This window comes from Gaetbulibacter sp. M240, assembly GCF_043876815.1.
Classification (GTDB): Bacteria; Bacteroidota; Bacteroidia; order Flavobacteriales; family Flavobacteriaceae; genus Gaetbulibacter_A.
The window spans coordinates 471794-492517 of sequence record NZ_JBAWKA010000001.1 but is presented as its reverse complement, the minus strand read 5'-3'; the positions used below and the strand labels follow the sequence as shown (position 1 = coordinate 492517).

Here is a 20724-nt window from a genome sequence, read left to right as displayed (position 1 = left end):
AATTAATAACCGGTATTTTGCGGTAATAAATTTGGATTTTCATCTAAATGTTCAAAGTATATCGGAAATAATAACCTGTCTTCGGTTAATATAGAAGCTTCAGGTATTTCACTTAATATCGGGTTCAAAATTTCTATTGCCTTATCAGTTCTTCGTAAATCCCACCATCTTTTACCTTCACCTAACAATTCAAATTGTCTTTCATCTAAAAGATAGTTTTCCCGATCTTCCTGAGTAAGACCGAACTCGGCCATAGTTACTTGAGGAAGTAAACGGGCAGAGCGCAGTTGGTTTAAAATTTCCAGAGCCCTGATCCCATCTGCATTTAACTGGTTTTCTGCTTCAGCTAGCATTAACAACATGCCGGCATATCGGTAAAGAACAATATCTGTATCATCCTGAACCGGACTAAAATTATCATAATTCCATTTGGCTACTAAAGCATTTCCCTCAAAACCGTCAAATCGACCTTGGCGACTTGCAAAATAACGCCAGTCTCCGTAAAGCGGACCTGTTGAGGTTGTAACTGCGGGCTGTACTCCAGGATATTTGGCATCCCATTCCGCCTGTTCTGTAGGGAATCTTCTCGTCCATTTAACATTCAAAGAATCAGAAATATAAAAACTCGGAATCCCTGCATAGAATAATCTATAAACACCTGATCTGTTCGCTAATCTTTGTCCCGGATTGTCTTCATCTTCAGCTAAATCAAAACGGATGGAAAATATAAGTTCCGGTCCAGTTTGAATTTTTCCTCTTCCATCTGGGGTATCCGCTGTTTGTGGTGTATTAGAAAAAAGATCTTGCCACGCCTGAACGGAAGTCACTAAACTATGCCCTCCAAGAGCTATCATTTTTTCTATGGCTTCTTTGGCTTTAGGATAGTCCTTCATCCACATATAAACTTCAGCTTGCAAACATAATATGCTAGATTTTGAAAATCTAAAGTCACTTGTTGGGGGACCAATAATTGATTCCGCTTTCAACATGTCCGGTATGATAACCTCATTTAAAATCTGGTCACCGGGCGTTCTTGATTTCTGTAAATCCGCAACAGATTCTGTTGGTTCGGTGAATAATGGAACGGAACCCCAAACTCTGATGGCATCAAAGTAAGCGAAAGCTCTTGCCGCATGCGCCTCAGCCAAAAGGCTTTCATTATAAGCTGTAATCTGAGGAATATATTTGATAGCGGTATTTGCACGATTTATCAATTCGTATAAATTGTCCCATTTTAATGTTTCTCTGTTACCACTTGTTATATTCTGTAAAACAAGCTCTTTGTAATCAATTGGCGCACCATCCTGGGCTAATTTATAACTATCAGATCGAAATTCACCCCATAAAAAGTGTGCAACTCGATAGGCTGGTTGCATGGCATCATACATCCCAATAATTCCTGATTCTGCATCCGTATTATTCTTCCAAAAATCTTTAGGACCAATTTCACTTTGTGGTTGTTCATCTAAAATATTCTGGCACGAGAAGCAGATGGCTAAAATGGTGAATATTAAAACACCTAGCTGGATATTCTTATTAAATTTATATTGTCTCATATCTTTCTTGTTTATTTTTTTACTACAACTGGAGTTTCAATCCAAGTATAATTTCACGATCATTTGGATATCGCAATCCATCTATTCCAGGATTTAAAGGGTTTCCTCTATTACCAAGTTCAGGATTGAATCCGATATAATCTGTCCAGGTAAGCACGTTATTTACAGCTAAATTAATGGATAACGCATTAACAAATTTCAGTTTATCAAGAACAGATTTTGGTAAATCATAATTGAACCTGACGTAACGTAATTTAATGTAATCGCCTTTAGTTACAAAAAAGCTGTTAGGTGCAAACCGGTTTTGAGACACCCTGTTTAATCTTGGATATACGGTAACATCGCCTTGTTCTACCCAAGCATTTTCAATACGATCAGGACCTGGAGTTTCACCATTTGAATTCAAATCGTTTCGGGCCTCATCCCAACGTCGGTAAATATCCTGTCCGAAACTATAATCGAACAAAAAGGCTACACTAAAGCTTTTGAACTTAAACTCATTTGAGAAACCTCCAAAATAAGATGGCAAACCATTACCAATTATTTGTCTGTCTTCCGAGGAAATTTGGAAGTCGCCATCAATATCCTCCCACATGATGTCTCCACCTTGTAAGATGGTATTTCCTACTCTCATTTGGTTCACTGTTCCTGTATACTCAGAGCCATCTAAAGTGTAGTTTACGAAATTACCATCCTGATCGAAATTAGGCGTTAATTGGGTCCCGTTATCTGTGTAAGCATTAGATTCATCATATTGGAAAACACCTAAATTTTCAAATCCAAAAATGTTTCCTATCGGTTGCCCCTCTTCAATTCTGTAGAATCCCGAATCAAAAGGAGTACCTCCATCTAATTTGGTTACTTTATTCTTCTGGAAGGAAATATTAAATGTTGTGTTCCAACTAAAATCTTTGGTCTTTATAGGTGTACCACCAAAGGCCAAATCGATCCCTTTATTATCAATAGCTCCTACGTTTCTTCGAATTTGAGCAAATCCGGATTCTTCAGGAAGTGGCACAAAAGCTAAAAGATCGGTGGTTTCTTTCTTCCAAATATCCACATCTACCGTGAATCTGTTTCGGAACATACCTAAACTCATACCTAAATTGGTTGAGGTGGTTTGCTCCCATTTCAATTCATCATTTCCTAGACGTGTAGGAACGATTCCACCTTGACCGTTATAAATATAACCTGCAGAATAAGCTCCTGTAAATTCATAATCAGAGATCCGGTCATTACCAACGACTCCATAACTAGCTCGGAGCATTAGATTGTTTATAGGTTTAATTTTCTTCATAAACGATTCCTTGCTCACTTTCCAACCTAAACTTAAAGAAGGGAAATTTCCGTATTTGTTGGTAGCTCCAAATCTTGAAGACCCATCACGACGGATTGTACCTGATATTAAATATTTATTTTTAAAATCATAATTAAACCCTGCAAATAATGAGAACAAAGAGTTTGCACTATTACCTGTGTTTGGAAGAATACTTACTCTTAAAGGATCCGCATTTCCGAACGTTTGAACATAATCATTATTAAAATCAGCGGATATATTAAATAATTCTGAGTAATTTTTTTGTATTTGCATTCCTGCAAAAGCACCTAAATTATGTTTGCCCCAACTATTTTTATAGTTCAAGAAATTTTCTTGCTGAATATTGTATGCATTAACAAAGGTTTCTCTACCAGTAGGCACAGGGTTATTCGGCCTTGACACTATAATTGGATCAAAAAGGTTGATTTTTCTAAACCTGTAATTAATACCCAATGTTGATTTAATAGTCAGATTAGGTAAGAACTCCAATTGTGCGTAGTTGAATATTTGTCCACGATAGTTCCTGGATTTAATAGTACGCAAGGTCTGCGCAATAGGATTCGCTCGTCCTCCAAATTCCGGAGAATAACTTCCGTCCGGCTCAAAAACCGGATAATAAGGAATACGCTCAACAATTTGTTGAAATACCTGGCTTTCATTTAAACCATTTTGGTCGTCATAAGTAAGGTTTATTTTTGATCCTACTTGAAGCTTTTCGGAGAAGTTAACATCCACTTTCAATGCTGTAGTTAACCTTTTGAAGTCACTTCCTATGGCAACTCCTTGCTCATTCATATAACCACTATTCCAATAGAACTTTATCTTTTCAGTACCACCCACAACACCAATATTGGTTTGTTGCCTTACGGCCGGTCGTGTTACTAAATCCTGCAGGTCAAAAGAATTTGTTCTTAATAAGCTCAGCGTATCACGTTCTATAGAGTTCGCACCAGCGGAGCTTCCATTTACTTTTAACCTGTCATATAATTCTCTTTGACGCGTGTTTGAAACACGAATATCGCCAACTAACTGACTGTAACCTGTTACAGTACTGATATTCACCCTTAATTGACCTGCTTTTCCTTTTTTAGTTGTAATCAAAACTACACCATTAGCTGCTTGGGCTCCATAAACTGCTGCTGTAGCACCATCCTTAATCACCTCAAACGACGCAATATCATCTGGATTCAGGTTATCGATATCGTCTAATTGTTGCCCATCCACAACAAACAAGGGACTGGTTCCGGCACCACCGAATGTAGATACACCCCGAATACGAACGTCAAACCCTTCTCCAGGACCGCCATTCGATAATATTTGAACCCCGGCAACTTTTCCTTGTGCCGCATCAAAGGCATTAACTGGTGTTGCTTCTTCCAGAGATTCCGATTTCAAAGTTGTTAGAGCTCCAAGAACCTTTTCTCTGCTTACAGGAGCATAACCAATAACCACAACTTCGTCTAAAGCTGCAACATCTTCCTGAAGGGAAGTGTTCACGAGGTCCTTAGACCCTATAGCCACCTCTTTGGTTAAATACCCAACATATGAAAAGATCAAAGTCCTCTTTCCAGAGAGCAATGTAATTTCATAATTACCATCAAAATCGGTAACTGCTCCGTTGCCTGTACCCATTTGAACTACATTTACGCCTGGCAGAGGCATTCCGTCTGTACTTGTTACTTTCCCTGTAATTTTATTTTGAGCCTCTAAATGAGAAATCCCAAAACTGAAAAAAACAAAGACAAGCAACGAAAATAAACTTGAGAGCGACACTCTCTTTAAATACTTTTTTTTCATTTGGTCGAATAATGTTAACATAAAAGTTAGTTTTATTAGTTGGTAAATTTTAAAGATCAATGACCTTACCTAGTTACGGAACAATTTTACAAATTACATATTGATTGAGTATCCTGTACTATACTGTGTGTGCGTCCACATTTTTCAAATTGCTTCATTTAATTTTCATATTTTAATGTTGAATTGGCGCCGATTAATAAGTCTTTTTAAGCTAATTCCAAGGATTGGTTAAAAATTATTATTCTGAAATATTTCAGCATTATAACCTACAACTTACGTCGAAAAAACTTTTAAAATTTACCGGAAAATAATTTGGTAGCCGATTCGAAATTTAATTCCAAAATTTCAATTAATAGCATAGAAGAATTGCGAGGCTTTTCCTTTATGAAGCAACCTCAAAAAAATTTTAAAATCTCCGGTAAATATTATACCTTCGATTTCCAATTAAGTTAGTTTAGGCTTTTTTAACTCCTTCTTTCCTAAACATCGTTCAAAGTTATTTGACCAATTTTGAAAAATTGTCCTGTACTATCATGTTAGCACTTTTTCAATTTGAAGCTATCATAAATACAGGCTGTTTTTTAATATTTAAACACTGATGATCAATAAAATTACACGTCATTCAAAGTTCCAGCTTAACAATTTAAAACCTCTAATTCGAGAACTAATGGGAAATTTATCTCTTAAAAATATCACTACAGCCTTAATCGCTCTAAATATTATTTTAAATCTTGGATGCACTGATCAAAAAACTCAGGTTACATTCTCTGACATTCAATCTGGTTTTATTACTCCAAATCCAGATAATACCCTCTGGTGTTATTGGTATTGGATAGGAGATGATGTTTCAAAAGAAGGTATCACAAAAGATTTGGAAGCCATGAGAGCAGCTGGTATTGGTGGCGCCTTAATAGGAAATATAAATCCAAAAGAAAAGGACGGAAAAGTACCCATGTTAAGTGAGGCTTGGTGGAATCTTATGGTTCATGCAGTTAATGAAGGAAAACGCGTTGGGGTCGACATCGGGGTTTTTAACTGTCCAGGTTGGAGTCAATCCGGAGGGCCATGGATAAAACCGGAAATGGCCATGCGCTATTTAACCTATTCTGAGACCCAGGTAAGTGGCGGAGAAAATATCAATATTAAACTCGAAAAGCCAACTAAAAATTTTCAGGATACTTACGTGTTAGCATTCCCATCGATTTCATCTGAAAAAAACTTCTTAAGTTCAGACAACACTGTCGTTTCAACCAAACCAAGTATCAAAAGCGTAAATAATATCATAGATCGAGACACAACAACTTTAGCTTCATTTTTTACAGGTAATCAAAATTATCAGATCGATTTTATTTCTGATAAAAATATAAATGCTCAAAGTTTGAAAATTATTCCAGGTAAAAAACCCTTTGAGGTAGAATGCAGCGTTTTTGCAAAAAAAGATAGCATCTTTAAATTTTTAAAATCATTTTCAATTAACCGAAGTAAACTGGATCCTAATGTGGGTCCTGATAAATATGCACCAATACTAATAGATTTGCCTGAAACAAACGCCAATCATTTTAGGTTAGAATTTAAATTAAGTTCAGATTTTTATAACCTTCAGGCCGATGAAAAATCTAAAAAATCGTTCTGGGATATTGCAGAAATCCAAATTTCTGAGGGGTCTGGGCTTGCGTTCTATGCGCAGAAAAGTTTAGGGAAAATGCACCCTACTCCATTTCCTTCATGGGATACCTATTCCTGGGAAAAACAAGAATCTCTTAAAAATGAAAATTACAAAATAGACACCAATAACGTTTTAGATTTAAGCGATAGTATGGATAATTCAGACACCCTTCGTTGGAATGCTCCTGAGGGTCAATGGACCATACTGCGTTTTGGGATGACGCCAACAGGCACCATGAACGCGCCTGCTGCCCCGCAAGGAAAGGGTTATGAGGTTGACAAAGCAAATAAAGAATTTGTTAAATTCCACTATAACCAATTCATTGGAGCTTTATTAGAGCGGATTCCTGATTCAAGTAAGAGCGCCTTTAAATATGTTATAGCAGATAGTTATGAAATGGGTTCCCAAAACTGGACGGATAATTACGCTAAAAAATTTAAATCTCAATTTGGTTATGACCCTACGAAATATTTACCCGTGTTTTCCGGTAGGGTTGTGGGTAGTGTGGAAGAATCCAATCGATTTCTCTGGGATCTTCGCAGGTCGATTGCTGATGCTGTTGCCTATGAATACGTAGGTGGTCTCAAGGAGGCTAGTAATGAAGATAATCTTAAACTTTGGCTAGAAAATTATGGTCATTGGGGATTCCCATCAGAATTTTTAATGTACGGTGGACAATCAGATTTGGTGAGTGGTGAATTCTGGAATGAAGGAACATTGGGTGACATTGAATGCAAAGCAGCATCTTCAGCGGCACACATTTACGGTAAAAACATGGTTTCTGCAGAAGCTTTTACAGCAGCAAACAGATCATATGTCAGACATCCTGCAATGCTCAAAAAAAGGGGTGATTGGTCGTATACAGAAGGTATTAATCATTTTGTATTACACCTATATATTCATCAACCTGATGATAAAAGAGTTCCCGGTGTCAATGCGTGGTTTAGTTCAGAATTTAATCGACATAATACTTGGTTTAAAAAAGGAAAAGCCTATTTCGATTATCTACGACGCTGCCAACACCTTTTACAACAAGGAAATTACGTAGCTGATGTCTGTTATTTTATTGGTGAAGACGCTCCTCTAATGACTGGCGTAAGAGACCCTGAGTTACCTGATGGTTATGACTTCGATTATATCAATGCCGAAGTTATTTTGAATAATTTACAGGTTGAAAATGGGCGATTTGTTTTACCTAACGGGATGTCATATGGTCTTATGGTTTTGCCCCCTTTGAATACCATGAGGCCTGAACTACTTTCAAAATTGGAAAGCTTAGTGAAACAAGGCGGCAAAATATTTGGTGACCCTCCGGTTAAATCTCCTAGCTTACAAAATTATCCTGAAAGTGATAGTTTGGTAAAGCAATTAGCTAGTAAGATGTGGGGAATGAATTCAAGTAAATTTATAAATTATGGAAATGGGACTATTGTAAAAAATCAAGACCTTGAGAAAACCTTGTCGAAACTGAACATCCAAAAAGATGTAGAAATTAAAGATAGTAAATCCGTTTTATGGACACACCGGAGCCTTCCGGAAATGGAAATATACTTCCTGACGAATCAAAGTGACGAGGAGGTAAGTATCAACCCCTCGTTTAGAGTTCAAGGACTGAAGCCTCAATTATGGGATCCCATGACTGGAGAAATTCGTAAGCTAAATGAATTCTCTGAGAAAAACGGAAGAATCCAAGTTCCTATAAAATTCGAACAACTTCAGAGTTGGTTTATTGTATTTTCAAATGCAGAATTGAATCAGGAGGCAAATTATACACAAAACTTTCCTGAAACCACTGTAGTTCAAGAACTTAAAAATACATGGTCAGTAGAATTCTTAAATAAATCCTTGGGGCCAAAAGAGAGTGTTATTTTTCACGAACTTAGTGATTGGACCACGAATGAAGACGAAAATATAAAATACTATTCGGGTACAGCTGTTTATAAATCATCATTCAATTTTGAAAAAGATCAAAACCAAGAGGATCTTTTTATTGACCTTGGAAATGTTGGTGTTATGGCCTCTGTTAAAATAAACGGCATTCCTTTGGGAACTACCTGGATATATCCCTATCAATTGAAAGCTACCAAAGCTATTAAAGATGGTGAAAACACCATTGAGGTTGAAGTAGTAAATGTATGGAGGAACCAATTGACAAAGGATAATAGATTAAACAAAGATGAAAGATCTACCTGGGTTTTGGTAGATAAATTCACGCCCGAAGAAGCTTTAATTCCTTCTGGATTAATTGGGCCTGTAGTTATTAAGGGGTTTAATAAGCATTCAAAAAATTAATAGCTTTTAAGAAATTAAATATGGTTATTATTTCTTTTAGTCAAATCTAAAATAGATTGATCCCTGAAAGGTATATCCATATATTTTGAAACTCTTTTTTCAAGGAGTCCAAATAAAAAAACGTCAAGCTAAAGCTTGACGTTTTTCAGTTAAGAAGTATGATTTCGTGGGCGCAGAGGGATTCGAACCCCCGACCCCTTGGGTGTAAACCAAGTGCTCTGAACCAACTGAGCTATGCGCCCTCTAAATTGGATTGCAAATATAAATTAGTTTTTAATACCGCAAAAGCTTTTTTATTAAAATTTTAAATTATTTCAGCCACTACAAAAGTACTGCCTCCTACAAATATCAGATCACGATCCGAAGCCTTTTTAAGAGCCTCATTATAGGCGTCTCCTACTGAAGGAAATGCACTTCCGTGAAAACCTTTTTCTAAGAATTTATTCTTTAATACCTCAGCATTTAATCCTCTTGGAATATCAGGCTTGCAAAAATAATACTGCGCCTCCCTAGGAAATAAGTTTATTATGGAATTGAGGTCTTTATCTTTTACCGCACCAAGTACGATATGCAGGTTTTCAAATTCCAAAGTTTGTAATTGCTTCATCACATAGGTTAAACCAGACTCATTATGCGCCGTATCACAAATAACTAAAGGCTTCTTTAAAATAACCTGCCAACGCCCTAGCAAACCGGTATTCTTGACCACATGAGACAAACCATACTCCAGAGCCTTATCCGAAATTGTATAATCTTTTTGCCTAAGTAAATACAAGGTCTGAACAGCTGTATTTATATTCTTTATCTGATAACTCCCCTTCAAATCTGAGACATAGCTAGTCTTTGGCTTTTGATCGGCGAAAATTATATCTGCATTATTTTTTTCCGCAAGGGCTTTAAACGTAGGGGTTGTCTCGCTTTGGGTCTCCCCAATAACTACAGGAATGCCCGGTTTTATAATGCCACCCTTTTCTTGAGCTATTTTTTCAAGAGTATCACCCAGAAACTGCATGTGATCAAACCCAATATTGGTAATCACCGAAACTTCAGGTGTAATAATATTCGTAGAATCAAGTCGTCCGCCCATGCCAACCTCAATAACAGCAATATCAACATTTTTCTCTGAAAAATATTGAAATGCCATACCTACAGTCATTTCAAAAAATGATAAGGTATGTGATTCAAAAAAAGATCTGTTTTCTTCAATAAACTGTACAACGAAATCCTCATCAACCGAATCGCCATTTACCTTGATACGCTCCCTGAAATCCTTTAAATGAGGCGACGTGTACAAACCAACTTTATAACCCGCTTCTTGAAGTACAGATGCTATCATGTGGCTTGTAGACCCCTTACCATTGGTGCCCGCCACGTGAACGGATTTAAATTTATTTTCCGGGTGACCCAGATGATTTGCAAGTGCTGTAGTATTGGATAGATCTGCTTTATAAGCTACTTTACCCTGATGTTGGTACATGGGTAACTGAGAAAACATCCAGGTTAGCGTTTCCTGATAGGTCATGTTCTATTGCCCCAATTTGAAGTTTACCTTAACAAACCCAATTTGTTTTACCGGCGCATTAGAATCCGCAGGCCATTTATGCGATAAGGCTATTTTTTTTGCAGGCTCTAGTAAACAGGGGTCCGTATTCGTTGTGCCTTTAACGCCGGGTATAGCTTCAACTACATTACCTGCCTGATTCACTGTGATTTTCACAATAACCAAACCTGATTCATTACAATCTTGTTTCAAGGTTGAATAGGTGGCACGACCACGGCCATTAAGACCATAACCTACACCGCCACTTCCGGTACCTTCCCCACCAAAATAACTTGGGGCATAGGGATCACCATTGAGTTGTCCTTTATCACCGGAAACATTATCATCGCCTTCACTTCCTGTTGCACCTTCAGAGCTGCTAACCCCGCCGATCAAAGCATCCAGTTTTTTCTTTTTTTCTTCCTGTTCACGCTTTTCTTTCGCTATACCTTCCGCCTCCGCTTTTGCCTTTGCGTCTGCTATTACTTTTGCTTTGGCTTCAGCCTCCTTTTGCTTTTTTATAGCAATCTCCTCGACGTTATCAGCCGTTAAAACCTCTTCTTTAGCTTCCGCGGTTTTTGTAGGCTCTGCTGCTGTTTGTTCTGTTTGAGGTGGTGTTTCAACACGTTTTGGTTCTGATTTCACAGGTTTTTCAGGCTGTATATCACCTTGACCAAAATTACTATTACCAAAATTTACAGCCACACCATATTCTTCAGGCGGATCCATATAAGGTGTTCCTACTACGAATAATAGTAGTAAAAGAATAATGGCGATTAGCGTTGTGAGCTTCGCTGAATCTCTTTGATATTTGGTGTTGAAATAGCTCATTAATTTGGCCGCACGGCTAAGATAACTTTCACTTTATTTCGATTGGCAATATCCATGACCTTAACCACATTTTCTACAGGCACTGATTTTTCAGCCCTGAGGATAATGGTAGGCTTTGCCTGGTCGGATACCGCAGCCATCAATTCATTTTCTAAAACACTTTCTCCAACGCGTTTTTGGTCGATATAATAGGTTAAATCTTTTTTTATACTCACCGAAACCGATTTTTTATTCTCGGTTTTTCCGCTGGCCTTTGGCAACACAATATCAATAGCATTGGTGGTAACCAGTGTGGAGGCAATCATAAAAAAGATCAGTAATAAGAACACAATATCCGTCATGGACGACATATTGAATTCGGGTGTTACTTTATTTCTTCCTCTGAAATTCATATTAAGTAGGCTCGTTTAAATGATCTAAAAACTCCAGTGAGTTGGCTTCCATTTGATAAACTACTTTATCGGTTCTAACGACCAAATGGTTGTAAGCAATATAGGCTACGATACCAACAATCAATCCTCCAACCGTCGTGGTCATCGCAGTATACAAACCGCCGGCAAGCACATCCATTTGGATCGTACCTCCAGAGTTTGCCAATTCAAAAATTGCAAGGATCATTCCAACTACAGTTCCAAGGAATCCGATCATTGGAGCGGCTCCGGAAATAGTTGCCAGAATACTGATGTTTTTTTCTAAACCGTAAATTTCAAGTCGTCCGGCATTTTCAATAGCGGTATTAATATCCGCCAAAGGCTTTCCAATTCTGGTAATGCCCTTTCCTATTAATCGGGATACCGGGGTGTTCAATTGAACACATAATAATTGGGCAGCTTCAATTTTTCCATTGCTGACATGATCTTTTATTTGATTCATAAAATTCGAATCAACTTTGGAAGCTGCCTTTATAGCGAACAAACGTTCAAAATAAATATAACAGGCAATGATGAGTAAAACGAAAAGTATCGCAATGATCAATTGTCCGGCTAAGCCGCCACTGGTAATAAGTTCAATAATAGATAGTGATTTCTCTACAGACTCGTCATTAGCCATAGCCTGAGCTGCATTTGTTGGGGTTTGTATTAATGTATATAGCATATATAGGTCGTTTATTGCAAGTGTATAACGTTGCTTTTCAAATTAAAGTATATTAAAAAAGAGTTCTTGTTACCATAAAGGCTGCGGCACCTACCAGGAATCCTATGAGGGCCAACCATGAGATTTTCTTCAAATACCAGAAGAAATTTATTTTTTCCATACCCATGGCTACGACTCCTGCAGCTGAACCGATGATAAGCATACTACCACCTGTACCCGCGGAATAGGCTATAAAATGCCATAACTCATTATCCATAGGTTCATGGAACATTCCTAAACTCGCAGCAACCAAAGGTACATTATCAATAATAGCAGAACCTACCCCTAATAATAAAATAACCAGGTCGGAAACGCCACGGGAACCATCTGCGTAGTGCATTTCTGTTCCTAACATTGGCATATATTCTTCTAAAGAACCGGCAAAATTAAACAGGATCCCAAGGGATTCTAATGCTGCAACCGCCATTAAAATACCTAAGAAAAATAAGATACTAGGAAGTTCGATTTTAGACAGTGAATGGTGCACGGGACTGTGACTGGCGTGAGCATCACTTTCGTCAGCATAAAACTCTGTCATACTGAATTTTGTATTACTGTATATTTCTGCAAATATAGCAACAACCCCCAAAGAGAGCATCATCCCTACATAAGGTGGCAGATGGGTAACAACTTTAAAGATAGGAACAAAAACGATGGCTCCTAAACCTAAATACAACATGGTACTGCTGAATTTCGACTTTTTCTTTTCTTCAGTCTCTTCTATTTCCAGTTCCCCCCTGAAAACGGGTAAGAAGGATGCAATAAAACTCGGTACCACCATACATAACAAAGATGGCACGAACAAGTATCCAAACAAATGCCCGGTCGATACTTTTTTACCAATCCATAACATTGTGGTGGTAACGTCACCAATTGGAGACCAAGCACCCCCGGCGTTGGCCGCTATAATGATCAGGCCAGCATACCAAATACGCACATCACGGTCTTTAACGATTTTTTGAAGAATAGAGATCAGAACAATAGTCGCTGTTAGATTATCAATGATTGCAGATAGGAAAAATGCCAGAATTGAAAATATCCAAAGTATTTTTCGTTTGCTCTTGGTACGAACAAAATCCTTAATGGTAGAAAAACCATCAAAATAATCAATAATCTCAACAATGGTCATAGCACCCAAAAGGAACACTAAAATTTCAGAAGTTTTACCAAGATGATGCAATAAGGTTTCCTCCATAAGTTCCATCTTACGGCTGTGATCCAACAGACCAAAACCTTCCATGAGGTTATGCTGCGCTGAATCGAACCAATTTGGAAAAGCATCGATTCCCAGCGAGATAAGGGCCCACATAACGGCCATCATCACCAGAGCTGGAATTAGTTTGTCTATTTTTAAACTGTGTTCAAGCGTTATAGCTAAATAACCCAAGGCAAATATTAAAATAAGTAAAGCTTCCATGTTGTAAATATTAAATAAGTTGGTTTAATGCAATTTCAAAAGCAGTGGCGCTTATCCCTGTTTTTGAATTGTTTTTATTATGTATTCTTTCGATCGCTTCTTTAATACGATCGGATGTATCATTAAAAATAGCCTCATCTGTCATTTGTACACGACGCTCCATAAAATACGCAAAAACCCGCGCCATACCGCAATTAGAAATGAAATCGGGTATTAAACTTACCCGTGAATCTATTTGCTCCATGATGGGCCCAAAGAAAATTTCTCTATCAGCGAAAGGCACATTAGCACCACAAGAAATAACTTCTAATCCGCTTCCTATCATCTCATCTATCTGATCTCTGGTAATCAACCTTGAAGCTGCACACGGCGCAAATATTTCGGTTTGTAATCTCCATATTTTTTCATTAATCTCCTCAAAAGGGATTAAATTCATAGCTTTTAAGGTATTCCCATTTTTAGCTAAAAATAAGGTTTTAATTTCTTCAAACGAAAAACCTTCCTCATTAATTAAGCCTCCTCCAATATCTATGATCCCGACAATTTTGGCTCCCATTTGGGACAAATAATAGGCAGCAGCAGCGCCTACATTGCCAAATCCCTGGATTACCGCGCGCTTTCTTTTTACATTTCCACCATAAATATCGTAAAAATGTTTAACAGCTTCAGCCACACCAAATCCGGTGATCATATCAGCTACCGTATATTTCCGAGATACATCAGGTGAGTAGATCGGATTTTCGATCACTTTAATAACACCTTGACGTAACTGCCCAATTCTATTTATTTTATCTGCTTCAGTAGGTTTAAAATGCCCATTAAAAACACCTTCTTGCGGATGCCACACACCACTCTCTTCTGTGATCGGAATCACCTCATGGATTTCATCAACATTTAAATCGCCACCAGTGCCATAATAACTTTTCAACAGGGGCGACACCACTTTATACCAGCGCTCTAAAACACCTTTTTTTCGCGGATCGTTAGGGTCGAAATTAATACCCGATTTAGCACCGCCTATGGCCGGACCTGATACCGTAAATTTAATTTCCATGGTTTTTGCCAGAGAGAGGACTTCATTCATATCCAGTCCTTTCCGCATTCGCGTTCCGCCACCTGCAGCACCTCCTCTAAGGGAATTAATAACCACCCAACCTTCAGCATCGGTTTCGGAATCTCTCCAATTAAACACTATTTCAGGGGCTTTATTTTCGTATTTTTTTAATAATTCTTTCATTTCTAATTAATTAGGATTTCGAATCTCAAGTGTTGTGTTTTCCGGAGTTTGAAATTGGAGTAGTTACAATTGATTCATTAGAAAAGTTTTGCAATTATTGTTTCAACAAATATAAAAAACTAAAAAAGCTTAGCCCTTAAATTTAGCCTTTTTATGGTGTAAATATTTTTCCGGAACTATGATTTTTAGATGCGCCAGTAACACTTTTTAAGCAATTTACTTCGTTGCGCAATTTTAAAACCCCTAAAAACCCAAAAATAATGGCTTCTTTGAATTCTATAAGCGTCCTGTCCGGAATGTGTAAACGATTCAAAGTTTTTTCTTTTATCCGTTGGATGAGAAACGTATTATATGCCCCACCTCCTGTGATAAGTACAGAAGCTTCCGGTTTCATCTTGATTGCCAAACCGATCTGATCTGAAATATGTTCTGTTAAGGTTCTTAAAACAACTTCAGTAGAGATATCTTTCTCGTTAATCAATGGAAAAATTTCCGAATGAACCCACTCGATCCCTAGTGATTTTGGAAAGGTTTGTTTATAGAAATTTAATCCATTCAAAGCGCGTAAAAGTGGTTCATCTAAAGAAGCATTTGAAGCTATACTTCCTCCGTCATCATAGTCGAACCCCAATTGTTTCGCATAATGATTCAATACAATATTCACCGGACAAATATCATAAGCCACCCGTTCTCCATCTCGGGAAAACGACACATTTGCAAAGCCTCCAAGATTCAAACAAAAATCAAAATCAGAAAATAATAACTTATCACCTATTGGCACGAGAGGCGCACCTTGTCCACCAAGGGCAACATCTTGAACTCGAAAATCGCACACCACAGCCTGCCCCAATTTCTTTGCCAATATTGGTAGGTTCCCTATTTGATAGGTGTAGCCTTTGTCAGGTTCATGTTTTGCCGTATGACCATGAGAACATATAGCATCAAAATCTTTGATCTGAAATTTATTGATAAACCCTTGTATAACTTCAGTCAGAAAAGTAGTGTAATCAGTATCGATGACTTGTAATTGATCGTCTGAAAATTTCACCAGATCTTTCAAAATCTGATACCAAGTATCCGGATATTTTACTGTTTCTGAGTGCTTTATATTATAACGCCAGACTCCCTGATATTCAAACTCAACCAGAACCAGGTCGATACCATCCAAGGAGGTACCTGACATCACACCAATAACGCGAAATAAATTTTTCTTCATTTAAGGGTAAAAATAATAATCAATATTGAAAAATTCACACTAAAAAGGTATATTTGTAAACTTTTTTATAAAAAACAACCTAATATTTACGAATTATGGATTTTTACCTTACAGAAGAACATCTTATGATACGCGATGCCGCACGAGATTTTGCCCAAAATGAATTGCTCCCGGGTGTTATTGAACGTGATGAAAAACAGGAGTTTCCTGATGCCCTCGTAAAGAAAATGGGAGACCTCGGATTTATGGGTATTATGGTTGATCCAAAGTATGGTGGTAGTGGTATGGATACCATTTCTTATGTCCTGATCATGGAGGAACTATCCAAAATTGACGCTTCTGCTTCTGTAATCGTCTCAGTAAATAACTCATTGGTATGCTATGGTATTGAAAAGTATGGTAGTGAGGCCCAAAAAGAAAAGTATTTATCTAAACTGGCCACTGGTGAATTTGTTGGTGCATTTTGTTTAAGTGAACCCGAAGCCGGTAGTGATGCCACATCACAACATACAACAGCGATCGACAAAGGCGATTATTACCTTTTAAACGGTACTAAAAACTGGATCACAAACGGTGGGCGTGCCGATGTGTATTTGGTGATCGCACAGACCGATAGAGACAAAGGTTCGCATGGTATTAATGCTTTTATTGTTGAAAAAGGTATGGAAGGTTTTCATGTAGGACCGAAAGAAAACAAACTGGGTATCCGAGGAAGCGACACACACACCCTTCAATTTAACGACGTGAAAGTGCCAAAAGAGAATCGCATTGGCGCTAATGGTTCAGGGTTCCGTTTTGCTATGAAAACCCTTTCAGGAGGACGCATAGGAATTGCTGCTCAGGCCCTGGGTATCGCTTCAGGAGCATATGAGTTGGCCTTAAAATATTCCAAAGAGCGAAAGGCATTCGGCACCGAGATCAGTAATCATCAAGCTATAGCTTTCAAACTCGCTGATATGTACACGGATATTGATGCAGCCAGACATTTAGTAATGAAAGCTGCCTGGGATAAGGACCAGGGAAACAACTACGACAAATCCAGTGCTATGGCAAAATTATACGCTTCAAAAGTTGCTATGGAACATACCGTTGAGGCCGTTCAAATCCATGGTGGAAATGGTTTTGTAAAAGATTATCACGTAGAGCGTTTGATGCGCGATGCCAAGATCACACAGATTTATGAAGGAACATCTGAGATTCAAAAGATTGTGATCTCAAGAAGTATATTACGAGATTAAAAAGTTGATTTATCCGACATAAAGTAAAAGACTCAATAACATTGAGTCTTTTTTTGTTAAGAAACCTTAAACTTTTCGACTTTAAACGGAGCAATCTTTATATTTAGAAAAAATTCAAATTATGCAAAAGACATATTATGATCCGGCCGATCTAAAAAAGTTTGGAAAAATTAGTGACTGGAATGAAGAGCTAGGCGCTAAGTTTTTCGACTATTATTCTAAAGTTTTTGAAGAAGGCGCACTCACGGCCAGAGAAAAATCACTTATCGCTTTAGCTGTAGCACACACCATTCAATGTCCGTATTGTATTGATGCTTACACCGGCGATGGTTTACAGCGTGGTATCACTAAAGAAGAAATGATGGAGGCGCTTCATGTTGCCGGAGCCATCCGCGGTGGCGCTTCGTTAGTGCATGGGGTTCAAATGATGAATAAAGTGAATAAACTTGATATGTAATTTATGGCAACAAAATCACTACACAAGCGTGAAAGCGATTTAGCCCAGAGTAAAAAGCAGCTCGAAATATTATCGAACGGTATTTTTCAAAATGGCGACCTACCCAAATTTAAAGATAAGATTGCCGAAACAAATCAATTTCCGCTAAAAGCGAAACCTCTAGAAATTCTTCAAATCAATGTGGGGTACATGTGCAACCAGGTATGTTCGCATTGCCATGTGGATGCCGGTCCAGATCGGAAAGAGATCATGACTCGGGAAACCATGCAACAATGTTTGGATGTTATAAAAAATACCGGGGCGCATACTCTGGACCTTACAGGTGGTGCTCCTGAAATGAATCCAAATTTCCGATGGTTCGTTGAAGAAGCCTCAAAAATTGGTGTTAAGGATTTTATCGTACGGTCTAATTTAACCATCATACGTGCCAACAAAAAGTATCACGATCTACCGGAATTTTTTAAAAAACACAAGGTGCATGTCGTGAGTTCCATGCCGCATTGGACACGTGGTAAAACAGATAAACAAAGAGGTGATGGCGTTTTCGACAGCTCCATAAAAGCTTTACAAGAACTTAATGTCGTAGGTTATGGCCTGCCTAACAGCGATTTAAAACTGGATTTGGTATACAACCCGTCTGGAGCCTTTCTCCCAGGAGATCAAGCCAGTATGGAAAAAGATTTTAAAAAGGCCTTGTTGGATGATTTTGGTATCCATTTTCATAATTTATTTGCCATTACCAATCTTCCTATTTCAAGATTTTTAGAATATTTATTGGCCTCAGAAAATTATGAGGATTATATGTATAATTTAGTTGAAGCCTACAATCCGGCAGCGGTGGCCAATGTCATGTGCACCAACACGCTTTCCGTAAGTTGGGATGGTTATTTATATGACTGTGACTTCAACCAAATGCTGGAACTACCTGTAAATAGTAAGGTAAAACACATAAGCAATTATAACCAAACCCTATTGGAAGGCCGAGACATTGTTATTTCGCAACACTGTTATGGTTGTACTGCTGGCGCCGGTAGTAGTTGTCAAGGTTCCGTAGCGTAGTATGAAAAATCTAATCACATTTGTTGCCTTGTTATTTGTTCTGACTGGTTTTGCTCAAGACAGTCTTGCTAAGGTTCTAAAAAAATATAATAACAACAAGATCCCTTACATAAGCGCTTCCGATATAGACACTGTAAATACAGATGTTATTTTTTTAGATGCCCGCGAGAAAAAAGAATATAACACGAGCCACATCCAAAACGCCAAAAATGTAGGATACACTCATTTTGATCTGAAGAAGGTCGAGGCTGAAATTCCGGATAAAACAAGTGAGATCGTAGTATATTGCACAATCGGAGTACGATCCGAAGCGGTTGCCACAAAGCTTAAACAAGCAGGCTATACCAACGTATATAATTTGTTCGGGGGTATTATTGAGTGGAAAAATACAGCCCACAGGGTTTACAACAATCAAAATAAAACAACAGATACCATTCACACCTATTCCAAGGAATGGGGTAAATGGTTAAACAATGGTGTTCAAGTCTATGAATAAAACCTTAGTTATTATATTCGTAAAAAATAGCATTCCTGGAACTGTTAAAACACGCTTGGCCAGTGCCATTGGTAACCAAGGTGCTTTTGAGATATACAACACTCTGGTAGATCTTACGCGACAAGCCGTTAAAAATTTGGAAGCAGATAAACACGTTTACTTCTCAAAGACTATAGAAGAAAACTCCTGGAATGGTTTTGAGAAACATGTTCAGCAAGGTAACGATCTTGGAGAACGCATGTATAACGCTTTCCAAAACGGGTTTCAAAAAGGTTATGAACGCATTGCTTTAATCGGATCCGATCTTCCTGATATTAGTACCGAACTCATAAAAAGTGCCTTTCATAAATTAGGTCAGAATGAATTGGTTTTCGGGCCGGCCCAAGACGGTGGTTACTACCTTATTGGCATGTCTAAATTACATTCTCAGGTATTTCAAAATAAGCCCTGGAGCACGGCAGCATTACTAGAAATCACCCTTAATGAGCTCGAAAAAGATGATACCCCGTACAGCTTATTGGAAACCTTGAATGATATCGATACGCTGGAAGATCTTCAAGCATCGGCATTTTTCAAAAACAATACATTACTACAATCCAAAATAAAATAATATTATGGAGAAAATCATTGATCAAACAGTAGATTATCTAAAAGGTAAAGGCTTCGAATCGCCTCAAATAGGTATCATTCTCGGCACAGGATTAGGACAATTAATTCATGAAATAGACATTATCACGGAAGCCAGTTATAATCACATTCCCAATTTCCCAACTGCTACGGTCGAATTCCATAAAGGCAAACTCATTTACGGCACTTTAGAAGGTAAAACCGTGGTAGTCATGCAAGGGCGCTTTCATGTATACGAGGGCTATACCCTTAAGGATGTTACATTTCCGGTGCGTATTATGGAAAAACTAGGTATCACCACGCTTTTGGTATCGAACGCCGCAGGAGCCATCAACTTAAACTTCAAAAAAGGAGATCTCATGCTCATCGAGGACCATATCAATTTACAAGGCAGTTCGCCCCTAGCCTTTAAGGGGGTCGAGTTATTGGGAGAACGTTTCACCGATATGAGTGCTCCTTACGATACCGCGATCAATAAAAGTTTTAAAACCATTGCCAAAAACAACAACATCACTTTACACGAAGGTGTTTACGCCAGTGTGGTTGGACCTCAACTAGAAACCCGTGCCGAATATCGCATGCTCAAGATCATAGGCGCCGATGCGGTAGGTATGAGCACCGTTCCCGAAATAATTGTTGCCAATCATCTTAATCTCAAAGCCGCGGCAATTTCCGTACTAACTGACGAGTGTGACCCCGACAACCTCGAACCGGTAAATATTCAAGACATTCTCGACAGCGCATCTAAAGCCGAGCCAAATATGATCACCCTATTCAAAGAACTCATAAGATCTCTTTAAAATAAGGGCGTTACCACAAGGGTCGGGCTTTCGGCAGTCGCAC

16 protein-coding genes and 1 tRNA gene are annotated in these 20724 nt (G+C 38.2%); 7 read left to right on the top strand and 10 right to left on the bottom strand.

Translation table 11 applies throughout. The features are described from left to right. Positions 1–2 precede the first annotated feature (2 nt). Positions 3–1556, bottom strand: a complete 1554-nt coding sequence (locus V8G61_RS02165; protein WP_394873786.1) for a RagB/SusD family nutrient uptake outer membrane protein — start codon at positions 1554–1556, stop codon at positions 3–5. Between the two features lie 22 nt (positions 1557–1578). Further along, positions 1579–4692 carry a SusC/RagA family TonB-linked outer membrane protein gene (locus tag V8G61_RS02160; RefSeq protein WP_394873785.1) on the bottom strand — a complete coding sequence of 1038 codons (3114 nt, stop codon included), beginning with the start codon at positions 4690–4692 and terminating at the stop codon, positions 1579–1581. Positions 4693–5338: 646 nt separating this feature from the next. Here V8G61_RS02160 and V8G61_RS02155 point away from each other — a divergent pair. Further along, positions 5339–8629 carry a glycosyl hydrolase gene (locus V8G61_RS02155; protein WP_394873784.1) on the top strand — a complete coding sequence of 1097 codons (3291 nt, stop codon included), beginning with the start codon at positions 5339–5341 and terminating at the stop codon, positions 8627–8629. 167 nt (positions 8630–8796) lie between these two features. On the opposite strand, the gene V8G61_RS02150 is transcribed toward V8G61_RS02155, so the two are convergent. From V8G61_RS02150 to V8G61_RS02115, 8 genes are all read right to left on the bottom strand, one after another. After that, positions 8797–8871 (bottom strand) — tRNA-Val (locus V8G61_RS02150). 62 nt (positions 8872–8933) lie between these two features. After that, positions 8934–10151 carry a bifunctional folylpolyglutamate synthase/dihydrofolate synthase gene (locus V8G61_RS02145; RefSeq protein ID WP_394873783.1) on the bottom strand — a complete coding sequence of 406 codons (1218 nt, stop codon included), beginning with the start codon at positions 10149–10151 and terminating at the stop codon, positions 8934–8936. Positions 10152–10154: 3 nt separating this feature from the next. Then, on the bottom strand, positions 10155–11000 hold the full coding sequence (locus tag V8G61_RS02140) for an energy transducer TonB (RefSeq protein ID WP_394873782.1): 846 nt from the start codon (positions 10998–11000) through the stop codon (positions 10155–10157). After that, complete coding sequence (locus tag V8G61_RS02135) at positions 11000–11392, bottom strand: ExbD/TolR family protein (protein WP_394873781.1); 393 nt, start codon at positions 11390–11392, stop codon at positions 11000–11002. Before V8G61_RS02135 ends, V8G61_RS02140 begins: the two co-directional genes overlap by 1 nt. 1 nt (position 11393) lies before the next feature. Further along, positions 11394–12095, bottom strand: a complete 702-nt coding sequence (locus V8G61_RS02130; RefSeq protein ID WP_394873780.1) for a MotA/TolQ/ExbB proton channel family protein — start codon at positions 12093–12095, stop codon at positions 11394–11396. A 52-nt stretch (positions 12096–12147) separates the two neighbouring features. Continuing rightward, complete coding sequence (gene nhaD / locus V8G61_RS02125; RefSeq protein WP_394873779.1) at positions 12148–13551, bottom strand: sodium:proton antiporter NhaD; 1404 nt, start codon at positions 13549–13551, stop codon at positions 12148–12150. 10 nt (positions 13552–13561) lie between these two features. Beyond that, positions 13562–14788, bottom strand: coding sequence for a Glu/Leu/Phe/Val dehydrogenase dimerization domain-containing protein (locus V8G61_RS02120; RefSeq protein ID WP_394873778.1), 1227 nt, complete (start codon positions 14786–14788; stop codon positions 13562–13564). 151 nt (positions 14789–14939) lie between these two features. Next, positions 14940–16004: an anhydro-N-acetylmuramic acid kinase gene (locus V8G61_RS02115; protein WP_394873777.1), complete on the bottom strand. Its 1065-nt coding sequence runs from the start codon at positions 16002–16004 to the stop codon at positions 14940–14942. 95 nt (positions 16005–16099) lie between these two features. Between V8G61_RS02115 and V8G61_RS02110 the strand changes: the two genes are divergently transcribed. The 6 genes from V8G61_RS02110 (at position 16100) to V8G61_RS02085 (ending at position 20681) form a co-directional block, all read left to right on the top strand. Further along, positions 16100–17242, top strand: a complete 1143-nt coding sequence (locus V8G61_RS02110) for an acyl-CoA dehydrogenase (RefSeq protein WP_394873776.1) — start codon at positions 16100–16102, stop codon at positions 17240–17242. 121 nt (positions 17243–17363) lie between these two features. After that, a complete protein-coding gene (locus V8G61_RS02105) occupies positions 17364–17699 on the top strand; it encodes an arsenosugar biosynthesis-associated peroxidase-like protein (protein WP_394873775.1) in 336 nt (111 codons plus the stop codon). A gap of 3 nt (positions 17700–17702) precedes the next feature. After that, positions 17703–18758, top strand: a complete 1056-nt coding sequence (gene arsS / locus V8G61_RS02100; RefSeq protein WP_394873774.1) for an arsenosugar biosynthesis radical SAM (seleno)protein ArsS — start codon at positions 17703–17705, stop codon at positions 18756–18758. A gap of 1 nt (position 18759) precedes the next feature. Then, on the top strand, positions 18760–19254 hold the full coding sequence (locus V8G61_RS02095) for a rhodanese-like domain-containing protein (RefSeq protein WP_394873773.1): 495 nt from the start codon (positions 18760–18762) through the stop codon (positions 19252–19254). Continuing rightward, positions 19247–19864: a TIGR04282 family arsenosugar biosynthesis glycosyltransferase gene (locus V8G61_RS02090; RefSeq protein ID WP_394873772.1), complete on the top strand. Its 618-nt coding sequence runs from the start codon at positions 19247–19249 to the stop codon at positions 19862–19864. The genes V8G61_RS02095 and V8G61_RS02090 overlap by 8 nt, the downstream gene beginning before the upstream one ends. A 4-nt stretch (positions 19865–19868) precedes the next feature. Then, complete coding sequence (locus V8G61_RS02085; RefSeq protein WP_394873771.1) at positions 19869–20681, top strand: purine-nucleoside phosphorylase; 813 nt, start codon at positions 19869–19871, stop codon at positions 20679–20681. Positions 20682–20724 lie beyond the last annotated feature (43 nt).